This is a genomic window from Streptomyces sp. S6 (assembly GCF_054880855.1).
Window position 1 is genome coordinate 1 of sequence record NZ_JBTYMC010000229.1, and the last position, 10,743, is coordinate 10,743.

The following is a 10,743-nucleotide window of genomic DNA, read 5'->3' on the forward strand; positions in this document are numbered from 1 at the left end:
GCGTCGGGCATGCCCTGGGCCGCGGGCGCCACCTCGTGCCCGTCGCGGATGGCCACGACGGCGAACCGGCGCGGCGCGTCCTCGGGCGTCTTGAGCAGCTCGCGCATCATGGCGCGATAACGCTCCTCGAAGACGTTCAGCGGCAGCACCAGTCCCGGGAACAGCACCGAGTTCAGGGGGAAGAGGGGGAGACGGACGATGGTCACGGCGGAGAAGCCTAATGGTCCGCGCCGGTCGCATGTCCGTCATGGCCGCTCCACGGACGGGCCGGACGGCCGCTCACGATGTCCTCGCGGACGGCGAGGAAGTGGCCGAGAGGGTCGTCCGAGAAGCGGTTCCAGGGGAACGATGTGACGTACGGGCCGAGCATCCGCAGCTGGACGAGGGCGTCCTCCCGCCGGTCGAGCCGGGACAGGACGTAGACCAGGCCGTTGCGCACCTCGGCCGCGCGCGAGTCGTCCGGGCCGAGACGGGCCGACAGGACGATCGCCCGGTCCGCCGCCGCGTCGAGCCGGGCGCGCGGCACCTCGGGGCCGCAGCCGTCCGTCAGATAGATCATGGCGGTGAGCGCGGGCAGCGACTGGACGAGGGAGTCGGCGGGGGCGTCCTGCGCGGCGCGGTCGGCGAAGTCGAAGCACTCGCGGTGCGCGCCGTGCCAGGAGAAGGCCAGGTAGCGCAGGGCGGCCAGATGGCACCCGAAGTGGTGCGGCGAGCGGCGGACGGCCGCCTCCCACAGCTCCCCGAAGTACTTGTGCCCGGCATGCGCCCCGCGCGCGTGGTCCAGGGCGATGCGCCACGGCACCGGGTCGCGGTCCCAGCTCTGCGCGGCGGCCGTGATCAGCGGGCTGACCTCGCGCAGCAGCTCCTCTCGGGCGGGCGAGCGCCAGGCGCGGCCCATCGCGAGCTGGGCGGCGACGACCAGGACGTCCGGATCGCGGGGGGCGCGCGAACGCCACTCCTCGAACCACTCGGGCCGCGCGTCCGCGAACGCGGCGAGGCGCCTGACGTAGCCGTCGCGGGCCTCCCAGTCGCGGCGCACGCGGGTGCGTGCGAGGAGTCCGGCCGCCGGTCTGTGCTCGCCGCGCCCGGCTGCGACGAGCGCGGGGCCGAGGAGGTCGTCGGGGACGTCGAGGAGCATCTCGTCGTCGGCCGGCAGTCCGGTCGCGGCGAGGGGCGGCGCGGCCTTCGGGGCGCGGGCCGGGCGGATGAACGTGGGCAGCAGAGCCATGGTGCCGACCATTGAAAAACGCTGGTCGGCCGCGCGCCAGAGGCTGAGCCCATCCGATGGAAAGTTGTACGTCCAGAAGTCAAGGGACGGTAAAAGGTTACCGTTCAGTCGGCACGGTACGGGCACGGCGTGTGCTTTCCGTGGGTGCCGGGGCACTGGGGGTGGGGGTTCCGTGCGGATCTCGGCGCGCATGTTTCAGTCCCTCCGCAGCATGCGCGTCGCGCCCGCTGCGACCGTCGTCGCGAGGATCCAGCCGAGGAGGATCATCGCCGCCGCCGCCCACTGCCAGGCGCCGTCCAGCCGCCACTGGCCGGCCTGGCCGAGGTCGATCACCGGCAGGAGCAGGTCCAGGGCGAACAGGACCGGGTCCCAGGACGGGCCGCCGCCGCCCGTGGCGTGGTGCGGGGCGTGGCCGAAGGCGACCGAGCCCGCCGCCCACAGGACCCCCATCCACACCGCCGCCCGCCCCGGCCGGTACCCGTAGGCGACCGTCCAGTCCTGCGCGTACCCCCACAGCTTCGCCCCCGGCGGGAGCGTCTCGCGGCGGCGGCGCTGCTTGGCGAGCAGGGTCTCCCGCGCGTCCTCGTCCTCCCCGCCCGCGCGCAGGACCGCCGCCAGCCGCTCGTAGGGCTCCGGCGCGTACTCCGCGGTCGCCGCCGCGACCCAGGCGAGGCGCGCGGGCAGCGGGAAGGGGCCGACCGGGACGAGGTTGTCGTACGTGAACCCCGCCATGTGCAGCCGGCCGGGGCCCGGCCAGGCCGTGGCGCGGTCGATCAGGTTGACCACCCGGGCCCCCGACAGGACGACCGTCCCGCGCGCGGGACGCTCCCCGAGGAAGCGCAGCTCCGAGGCGTGCACCCGGCGCAGCGACACCTCCTGGTCGTCCGCGAGGACGAACCGCGCGGACTGGAGGTCGACGGCGTCCCCGAACCGCCCGTCGTCCAGCCTGAGGCCGCCCCGGCACTCGAACCGCTGGACCCTGATGCCCCGCGCGGGCGTCACCCCCGCCGGTTGGCCGAGGCCGCCGGTCGCCGCCGGGGTCAGGTACAGCGAGCGCTCGACGGTCAGTTGCGGGGCGTTGAGCGCGAACCGGCCTCCCGGGTCGGCGAGACGTGCCCCGCGCAGGCTCAGGGACACCCCGACCTTCGCGCCGCGCAGGCTCAGCTCGCCGTACGACTCCAGCAGCTCCGCCTGGACGTCCTGGCCGACCGTCATCCCGTCGGCGACGAGGGAGCGTCCGCTGCGGTCGGGGTGCACCACCGCCTGGTTGAGCATCAGGTCCGTTCCTATGTGGGCGTCGGTCAGCCGGATGCCCTCGGGGAAGCGGCTGCGCGGGAGGTGCAGGTCCCCTTCCGTGTGCACCCGGGCCGCCTCCAGGCGGGGGACCGCGCAGTCCACCAGCCGCAGGGTCGTGAACCGGGCCTCCGGGAGCAGCACCTCCTGGTCGAACCGGCAGCCTCGGAGTTCGACGTAGGGCAGGACCCGGCCGCCGGAGAGGTCGAGCGCGCCGCTGATCCGGACCCCGGCGAGCTTCAGCGAGGACACCCGGCCGGTCAGCGCCGGCGGGCCGTCCAGCAGGAGCCAGGCCACCACCCTCGCCCGCACCGTCCGCCCCTCGCCCCAGGGGTGCCCGCCGTGCGGGTCGTCCACCTCGGGGTTGCCGCAGGTCAGGTCGTACAGCCCGCCGTCCCGGAACGCCTGCCACAGCCCCGCCTCGACCGCCGTCAGATCCCCCGGAAGGTCCCTGACATGCGGTCCGGCCCCCTCGATCACGACTTTCCCTCCTTCCTCGCACATTTGTTCCGCCCCTGTTCTGCCCGCTGGGTCATGCTTTGAACACTGAACGTGACATCGATCAGTGAAAGTTCCCGACTCTGGCTACTTTGCGTGACGAACTCGTTCTGTATCAGCCATTGATACGCGCGAACGGCCCCCGAACCGGTTCTGCGAGAATTGGCCCCGTGATCTCACGTATCGATCTGCGCGGCGACGCCCTCCCTGAGGGACCCGCCCTGCGCGACCTGCTGCCCCGAGCCGACTTCGACGTCTCGGCCGCCCTGGAGAAGGTGCGTCCGATCTGCGAGGCCGTCCATCATCGGGGAGACGCGGCGCTGATCGACTTCGCCGAGAAGTTCGACGGGGTACGGCTCACGTCCGTCCGCGTCCCCGCCGAGGCGCTCACCGCCGCGCTGGCCGAACTCGACCCCGCCGTCCGCGCCGCCCTGGAGGAGTCCATCCGGCGCGCGCGCCTCGTGCACCGCGCACAGCGCCGCACGACCCACACGACCCAGGTCGTGCCGGGCGGAAGTGTGACCGAGAAGTGGGTGCCCGTCGACCGGGTCGGGCTCTACGCGCCGGGCGGCCGGTCGGTCTACCCGTCCTCGGTGATCATGAACGTCGTGCCGGCGCAGGAGGCGGGCGTCGAGTCGATCGCCCTGGCCTCGCCCGCGCAGGCCGAGTTCGACGGGCTCCCGCACCCCACGATCCTCGCCGCGTGCGCGCTCCTCGGAGTCGACGAGGTCTACGCCGCCGGCGGCGCCACGGCCGTCGCGATGTTCGCCTACGGCACCGAGTCCTGCCCGCCCGCGAACATGGTCACCGGCCCCGGCAACATCTGGGTCGCCGCCGCCAAACGGTTCTTCACCGGCAGGATCGGCATCGACGCCGAGGCCGGACCCACCGAGATCGCGGTCCTCGCGGACGCGAGCGCCGACCCCGTGCACATCGCGTCCGACCTGATCAGCCAGGCCGAACACGACCCGCTCGCCGCCGCCGTCCTCGTCACCGACTCCGCCGAACTCGCGGACGCCGTCGAGAAGGAACTGGTCCCGCAGGTCGCCGCCAGCAAGCACATCGACGACCGGATCGCCCCCGCGCTCGCGGGCCGGCAGTCCGCGATCGTCCTCGTCGACGGCATCGAGGAGGGCCTGCGCGTCGTGAACGCGTACGGCGCCGAGCACCTGGAGATCCAGACCGCCGACGCCGCCGCCGTCGCCGACCGCGTGCGCAACGCGGGCGCCGTCTTCGTCGGCCCCTGGGCGCCCGTCTCCCTCGGCGACTACGCGGCCGGCTCCAACCACGTCCTGCCCACCGGAGGGTGCGCCTGCCACTCCTCCGGCCTGTCCGTGCAGTCGTTCCTGCGCGGCATCCACATCGTCGACTACACGCGCGAGGCACTCGCCGAGGTCGCCCACCACGTCGTCACGCTCGCGGAGGCCGAAGACCTCCCGGCACACGGCGCGGCGGTCAAGGCGAGGTTCGACTGGAAGGTCCCGGAGAGCAAGTGACAGGCATCGACGATCTCCCCGTACGGGACGAGCTGCGCGGCAAGTCCCCCTACGGAGCGCCCCAACTGGACGTCCCCGTCCGGCTGAACACGAACGAGAACCCCTACCGGCTCCCCGAGGAACTGGTCGAGCGGATCGCCGAGCGCGTGCGCGAAGCCGCCCGCGACCTCAACCGCTACCCCGACCGGGACGCCGTCGAGCTGCGCACCCAGCTCGCCAAGTACCTCACGGACACCACCGGGTACGAGGTCGCGCGCGCCAACGTGTGGGCGGCGAACGGCTCCAACGAAGTCATTCAGCAACTGCTCCAGACCTTTGGCGGGCCCGGCCGCACCGCGATCGGCTTCGAGCCGTCGTACTCGATGCACGGCCTCATCGCGCGCGGGACGGGCACGAACTGGATCCCGGGGCCCCGCAGCGACGACTTCACGATCGACGTGGCCGACGCGAGCCGGGCGATCGCCGAGGCCCGTCCGGACGTCGTCTTCGTGACGACCCCCAACAACCCCACCGGCAACGCCGTCCCGCGCGAGACCGTCCTCGCGCTGTACGAGGCGGCGCAGGCCGCGAAGCCGTCCATGGTCGTCGTCGACGAGGCGTACATCGAGTTCAGCCACGGCGACTCGCTGCTGCCGCTCCTCGCGGGCCGGCCGAACCTGGTGATCTCCCGGACGATGTCCAAGGCGTTCGGCGCCGCAGGGCTGCGCCTGGGCTACCTCGCCGCCCACCCGGCGGTCGTCGACGCCGTGCAGCTCGTACGACTTCCCTACCACCTCTCGGCGGTCACCCAGGCGACCGCCCTGGCCGCCCTGGAGCACACCGGGACGCTCCTGAAGTACGTCGAGCAGCTCAAGGCGGAGCGCGACCGGCTGGTCGGCGAGCTGCGGGCCATCGGCTACGAGGTGACCGAGTCCGACGCCAACTTCGTGCAGTTCGGCCGTTTCGACGACCCGCACGCCGCGTGGCGATTCATTCTGGACCGCGGCGTCCTGATCAGGGACAACGGGGTACCCGGATTCCTCAGGGTGTCCGCCGGCACCCCCGCGGAGAACGACGCGTTCCTGGACGCGGTCCGTGAACTCAAGAAGGAGCAGCGCGCATGAACCGCGTCGGCCGTATAGAGCGCACCACCAAGGAGACGTCCGTCCTGGTCGAGATCGACCTCGACGGCACCGGCAGAACCGAGGTCTCCACGGGCGTCGGCTTCTACGACCACATGCTCGACCAGCTCGGCCGGCACGGTCTGTTCGACCTGACCGTGAAGACCGAGGGCGACCTGCACATCGACTCGCACCACACCATCGAGGACACCGCCCTCGCCCTCGGCGCCGCCTTCAAGCAGGCCCTCGGCGACAAGGTCGGCATCTACCGCTTCGGCAACTGCACGGTCCCCCTCGACGAGTCCCTCGCCCAGGTGACTGTGGACCTCTCCGGCCGCCCGTACCTCGTGCACACCGAGCCCGAGAAGATGGCGCCGATGATCGGCGAGTACGACACGACGATGACCCGGCACATCCTGGAGTCCTTCGTCGCCCAGGCCCAGATCGCCCTGCACGTCCACGTCCCCTACGGACGCAACGCGCACCACATCGTCGAGTGCCAGTTCAAGGCCCTCGCCCGCGCGCTGCGCTACGCCAGCGAACGCGACCCCCGCGCGGCGGGCATCCTCCCCTCGACGAAGGGCGCGCTGTGACCGGCCTGTCGACGATTCTGATCGTTCTCGGACTCTTCCTGCTCGGCGGTGTCTACTCCTTCGCCAAGCAGAAGATGCCGACGAGCCTGATCGTGCTGCTGTCCATCGGCGCCGGGATGTGTCTCGTCGCGGGTGTCCTCAGGCTGGAGGTGTGGAATTGAGCGGCTCCCCGAAGAAGGTCGTCGTCTTCGACTACGGCTTCGGCAACGTCAGGTCCGCGGAACGCGCTCTCGCGCGCGTGGGCGCCGACGTCGAGATAACGCGTGACTTCGACACGGCGATGAACGCGGACGGCCTCCTGGTGCCCGGCGTGGGCGCCTTCGCGGCCTGCATGAAGGGCCTGAAGGCGGCGCGCGGCGACTGGATCGTCGGCCGGCGGCTGTCCGGCGGGCGCCCGGTGATGGGCATCTGCGTCGGCATGCAGATCCTCTTCGCGCGCGGCATCGAGCACGGTGTGGAGACCGAGGGCCTCGACGAGTGGCCCGGCACGGTCGAACCCCTCAAGGCCGACGTCGTCCCGCACATGGGCTGGAACACCGTGGACGCCCCTGAGGGCTCCGAACTCTTCGCCGGGGTCGAACCGGACACGCGCTTCTACTTCGTGCACTCCTACGGCGTCCAGGACTGGTCCCTGGAGGTCCGCAACCCCACCATCAGGGCCCCCAAGGTCGCCTGGACGACCCACGGCACCCCCTTCGTGGCCGCCGTCGAGAACGGCGCCCTGTGGGCCACGCAGTTCCACCCGGAGAAGTCCGGCGACGCCGGAGCACAGCTCCTCACCAACTGGATCGGAACACTGTGACTGTGTCGTCTGAAAACCTCCTCGAACTCCTCCCCGCCGTCGACGTCCGCGACGGCCAGGCCGTCCGCCTCGTGCACGGCGAGTCCGGGACCGAGACGTCCTACGGCTCCCCCCTGGAGGCCGCCCTCGCCTGGCAGCGCGCGGGCGCCGAGTGGCTGCACCTCGTCGACCTGGACGCCGCGTTCGGCACCGGCGACAACCGCGCGCTGATCTCCGAGGTCACCGGCGCGATGGACATCAAGGTCGAGCTGTCCGGCGGCATCCGCGACGACGACACGCTGGCCGCCGCCCTCGCCACGGGCTGCACGCGCGTGAACCTCGGCACGGCCGCCCTGGAGACCCCCGAGTGGGTCGCCAAGGTCATCGCCGAGCACGGCGACAGGATCGCCGTCGGCCTCGACGTCCGCGGCACGACGCTGCGCGGGCGCGGCTGGACCCGCGACGGCGGCGACCTGTACGAGACGCTGGAGCGCCTGAACGCCGAGGGCTGCGCGCGGTACGTCGTCACCGACATCGCCAAGGACGGCACCCTCCAGGGCCCCAACCTGGAGCTGCTGCGCAGCGTCTGCGCCGCGACGGACCGCCCGGTCGTCGCCTCCGGCGGCGTGTCGTCCCTCGACGACCTGCGCGCCATCGCCGAACTCGTCCCCCTCGGCGTCGAGGGCTCCATCGTCGGCAAGGCCCTCTACGCGAAGGCCTTCACCCTCGAAGAGGCGCTGGCGGCGGTGTCGTCATGACGTCCGGCGTGCAGCGTGTCGCGAGCGGGTCGCCCTGGGAGGAGCCGTTCGGCTTCTCCCGCGCGGTCGCGGCGGGCGACCGGATCCTCGTCGGCGGGACGACGTCTTTCAAGGGCGGCGTGCTGCACGGCGAGGGCGACCCCTACGAGCAGGCCAAGGCGGCGTTCGGAACCGCCCTGGAGGCCATCGCCGAACTGGGCGCCGGCCCGGAGTCGGTGATCCGCACCCGGGTCCTGCTCACCCACGCGCGGGACGTCGACGAGGCCGGGCGCGCGCACAAGGAGATCTTCGACGCGGTACGCCCGGTGACCACGTTCGTCGTCGTCACCGGGTTCGTCGACCCGCGCATCCTCGTCGAGGTCGAGCTGGAAGCGTACCGAGGAGCCGACTCATGACCCTGGCCGTCCGCGTGATCCCCTGCCTGGACGTCGACAACGGACGGGTCGTCAAGGGCGTCAACTTCCAGAACCTGCGCGACGCGGGCGACCCCGTCGAGATGGCCAAGGTGTACGACGCCGAGGGCGCCGACGAACTGACGTTCCTCGACATCACCGCGTCCTCCGGCAACCGGGAGACCACCTACGACGTGGTGCGCCGCACCGCCGAGCAGGTGTTCATCCCGCTCACCGTCGGCGGGGGCGTACGCGCGCCCGAGGACGTCGACAAGCTGCTGCGTGCCGGTGCCGACAAGGTGGGCGTCAACACGGCCGCCATCGCCCGTCCCGAGCTGATCGAGGAGATCGCCGAGCGGTTCGGGAGCCAGGTGCTCGTGCTGTCCGTGGACGCGCGGCGCACCGAGTCCGGGTCGTTCGAGGTGACCACCCACGGCGGGCGCCGGGGGACCGGCATCGACGCCGTCGAGTGGGCCCACCGGGCCGCCGAGCTGGGAGCGGGCGAGATCCTCCTTAACTCGATGGACGCCGACGGGACGAAGGACGGGTACGACATCGAGCTGATCGAGGCCGTGCGCAAGCACGTCTCCGTGCCGTTGATCGCCTCCGGGGGCGCCGGGAAGCTGGGCGACTTCGCGCCGGCGGTGGGGGCGGGGGCGGACGCCGTGCTGGCGGCCTCCGTGTTCCACTTCGGGGATCTGCGGATCGGGGATGTGAAGCGGGCGCTGCGGGAAGCCGGGCGGCCGGTGCGGTGAGGTTCTTGTGAGGTAAGCCCCGTTCGCTATGGCGAGCGGGGCTTACCTGTCGCTAGATACGAAAGAGAAGTTGCGCAAAATGTGTTGCGCAACTTCTCTTTCGTATCTAGCGTGAGAGGCATGACAAGTCAGGAGAGGGACCGGCGGATCACCGACGTGGGCACGCTCAAGGCGCTCGCGCACCCGCTGCGGTCGAAGCTGTACCGGGGGCTCACCGTCGCGCGCGTGGCGACCGCCTCGCAGCTCGCCGAGCAGGTCGACGAGGCCGTGTCCCTCGTCAGCTACCACCTGCGCAAGCTCGCCGAGCACGGGCTCATCGAGGAGGCCGAGCCGCAGAGCGCGGACGGTCGGGAGCGGTGGTGGCAACGGACCTCCGACGGGCTGCGCATCCACGACTCCGACTTCCGGGACGCGCCCGAGAAGGCCGCCGCGCACACCGCCGCCAGCCGGCTCTTCTTCGAGCAGCGCGCGGACATGTACCGCCGCTTCCTCGACGAACGCGCGCACTGGAGCGCCGAGTGGAACGCCGCCGTCGAGTCCTCCGAGTCCAACCTCCGGCTCACGGCCGCCGAACTGTCCGAGCTGAACCGGGAGGTGCTGGCCCTGGTACAGCGGTACGAGGAGGCCGGGCGAGCCGCCGAGGCGGCGGGGGGCACGGAGGGGCGGGAGAACGTCCAGGTGCAGACGTACGCGTTCCCGTTCCGGTTCTGAGGGGGTCGGGGTGAAGAGCGCGATCGGGGTCGCGGAGAGGCCCTCCGCCGGGCGTGTCGCCCACCGGGACCCCAACGTCCTTCGGTGGCTCGCCGGGTTCACCGCGTCCGGGGTCGGCGACAACGTGTACTACCTCGCCGTCTCCTGGACCGCCGTCCAGTCCGGGACGCCCCTTCAGGCGGGGCTCGTGACCGTCGCCGCAGCGCTGCCCAGGGCCGTCCTGATGCTGGGCGGGGGAGTCCTCGCCGACCGGTACGGCGCCCGGCGTGTCGTCCTCGCCGGCACGGGGGCGCGGTGCGCGCTGGTGCTCTCCGCCGCCCTCCTCCTGCTCCTCACCAGCCCCCGACTCTGGGTCCTCGCGGCCGTCGCCGTCGTCTTCGGCGTCATCGACGCGGCCTTCCTGCCCGCCGCGGGCGCCCTCCCGGCCCTCATAGCCGACCCCGGGCAGCTCGGGCGGGTGCAGGGCCTCCGGGGGCTGTCCACACGACTGGCGAACGTCCTGGGCGGGCCGCTGGGCGGGCTGGGGGTGGCGGTGGGGGGTACCGCCGGGGCCTTCGGGGTGGCCGCGCTGCTGATCGGGGTGTCGTGGCCGGTGCTGGGGGCGGTTCGGGTGCGGGCGGGGGTGGGGCGGGGTGGTGCCGGGGTGGTGCACGCGTGCGTGCGTGAAGGGGACGTCTGCGGGCAGGCCGGCGATCTGGACGCCGGGGCGCCCACGCGTGCGCGCGAGGATGGCATCGAGACCAGGGCGGGGGACCGGTGCGGTCGTGTGCGGGTGGGGGATTCGGCGGGTGCCGGGGACGTGGGGTCCGCGCGCGGGAGTGCCGGGAAACGGGGGGTCTGGAGGCGTGAGGTTCTCGGGGAGTTGGTCGACGGGGTGCGGTATGTGCGGCGGGATCGGGTGCTGGCGGCGTTGGTGGTGTCCGTGATGCTCAGTGACCTGGGGTTCGTGGGGCCGATGAATCTGGGGCTGACCCTGCTTGCCGGGGAGCGGGGGTGGGGGGCCTCCGGGCTGGGGCTCGTGCTGGCCGGGTTCGGGGTCGGGGCCGGTGGGGCGTCGGCGGTGCTCGCCTGGCGGGGCCGCGTCCCGCGCGCGGGGCTCGTGCTGGCGTTCGCCACGATCGGGGGCGCCCTCGCGATC

13 protein-coding genes are annotated in these 10,743 nt (G+C 72.4%); 10 read left to right on the forward strand and 3 right to left on the reverse strand.

Features of this window, described 5'->3' with window-relative positions; genetic code table 11:
* The 3 genes from ACVNF4_RS25670 to ACVNF4_RS25680 all read right to left on the reverse strand — a co-directional run.
* Positions 1-206: LON peptidase substrate-binding domain-containing protein (locus ACVNF4_RS25670; protein WP_461805242.1), on the reverse strand; the 206-nt coding region annotated here is incomplete at its 3' end.
* 11 nt (positions 207-217) lie between these two features.
* On the reverse strand, positions 218-1,240 hold the full coding sequence (locus ACVNF4_RS25675) for a hypothetical protein (protein WP_461805243.1): 1,023 nt from the start codon (positions 1,238-1,240) through the stop codon (positions 218-220).
* Between the two features lie 183 nt (positions 1,241-1,423).
* Positions 1,424-3,001 (reverse strand): oxidoreductase, encoded by a 1,578-nt coding sequence (locus ACVNF4_RS25680; protein WP_461805244.1) that lies wholly within the window; start codon positions 2,999-3,001, stop codon positions 1,424-1,426.
* Between the two features lie 188 nt (positions 3,002-3,189).
* Between ACVNF4_RS25680 and hisD the strand changes: the two genes are divergently transcribed.
* From hisD to ACVNF4_RS25730, 10 genes are all read left to right on the forward strand, one after another.
* A complete protein-coding gene (gene hisD, locus ACVNF4_RS25685) occupies positions 3,190-4,515 on the forward strand; it encodes a histidinol dehydrogenase (protein WP_461805245.1) in 1,326 nt (441 codons plus the stop codon).
* Positions 4,512-5,618, forward strand: a complete 1,107-nt coding sequence (locus ACVNF4_RS25690) for a histidinol-phosphate transaminase (RefSeq protein WP_461805246.1) — start codon at positions 4,512-4,514, stop codon at positions 5,616-5,618. Before hisD ends, ACVNF4_RS25690 begins: the two co-directional genes overlap by 4 nt.
* Positions 5,615-6,208 (forward strand): imidazoleglycerol-phosphate dehydratase HisB, encoded by a 594-nt coding sequence (gene hisB / locus ACVNF4_RS25695; RefSeq protein ID WP_461805247.1) that lies wholly within the window; start codon positions 5,615-5,617, stop codon positions 6,206-6,208. The genes ACVNF4_RS25690 and hisB overlap by 4 nt, the downstream gene beginning before the upstream one ends.
* On the forward strand, positions 6,205-6,369 hold the full coding sequence (locus ACVNF4_RS25700) for a hypothetical protein (protein ID WP_461805248.1): 165 nt from the start codon (positions 6,205-6,207) through the stop codon (positions 6,367-6,369). The genes hisB and ACVNF4_RS25700 overlap by 4 nt, the downstream gene beginning before the upstream one ends.
* Positions 6,360-7,010 (forward strand): imidazole glycerol phosphate synthase subunit HisH, encoded by a 651-nt coding sequence (gene hisH, locus ACVNF4_RS25705; protein WP_461805249.1) that lies wholly within the window; start codon positions 6,360-6,362, stop codon positions 7,008-7,010. The genes ACVNF4_RS25700 and hisH overlap by 10 nt, the downstream gene beginning before the upstream one ends.
* Before the next feature lie 2 nt (positions 7,011-7,012).
* Positions 7,013-7,747 (forward strand): bifunctional 1-(5-phosphoribosyl)-5-((5-phosphoribosylamino)methylideneamino)imidazole-4-carboxamide isomerase/phosphoribosylanthranilate isomerase PriA, encoded by a 735-nt coding sequence (gene priA / locus ACVNF4_RS25710; RefSeq protein ID WP_461805250.1) that lies wholly within the window; start codon positions 7,013-7,015, stop codon positions 7,745-7,747.
* Entirely contained in the window at positions 7,744-8,142 is a 399-nt protein-coding gene (locus ACVNF4_RS25715; protein WP_461805251.1) for a RidA family protein, read from the forward strand. Before priA ends, ACVNF4_RS25715 begins: the two co-directional genes overlap by 4 nt.
* A complete protein-coding gene (hisF, locus tag ACVNF4_RS25720) occupies positions 8,139-8,894 on the forward strand; it encodes an imidazole glycerol phosphate synthase subunit HisF (protein WP_461805252.1) in 756 nt (251 codons plus the stop codon). Before ACVNF4_RS25715 ends, hisF begins: the two co-directional genes overlap by 4 nt.
* Positions 8,895-9,014: 120 nt before the next feature.
* The gene (locus tag ACVNF4_RS25725; RefSeq protein WP_461805253.1) at positions 9,015-9,605 is read left to right on the forward strand and encodes an ArsR/SmtB family transcription factor; all 591 of its coding nucleotides are present in this window, start codon (positions 9,015-9,017) and stop codon (positions 9,603-9,605) included.
* A gap of 10 nt (positions 9,606-9,615) precedes the next feature.
* On the forward strand, positions 9,616-10,743 hold a 1,128-nt coding region (locus ACVNF4_RS25730; protein ID WP_461805254.1), incomplete at its 3' end, for an MFS transporter.

What these genes read in the sequence shown, in the direction of transcription:
- hisF (WP_461805252.1), top strand. Translation starts at nt 8,139, where the DNA reads ATGACCCTGGCCGTCCGCGTGATCCCCTGCCTGGACGTCGACAACGGA.
- ACVNF4_RS25675 (WP_461805243.1), bottom strand. Translation starts at nt 1,240, where the DNA reads ATGGTCGGCACCATGGCTCTGCTGCCCACGTTCATCCGCCCGGCCCGC.
- hisB (WP_461805247.1), top strand. Translation starts at nt 5,615, where the DNA reads ATGAACCGCGTCGGCCGTATAGAGCGCACCACCAAGGAGACGTCCGTC.
- ACVNF4_RS25725 (WP_461805253.1), top strand. Translation starts at nt 9,015, where the DNA reads ATGACAAGTCAGGAGAGGGACCGGCGGATCACCGACGTGGGCACGCTC.
- ACVNF4_RS25715 (WP_461805251.1), top strand. Translation starts at nt 7,744, where the DNA reads ATGACGTCCGGCGTGCAGCGTGTCGCGAGCGGGTCGCCCTGGGAGGAG.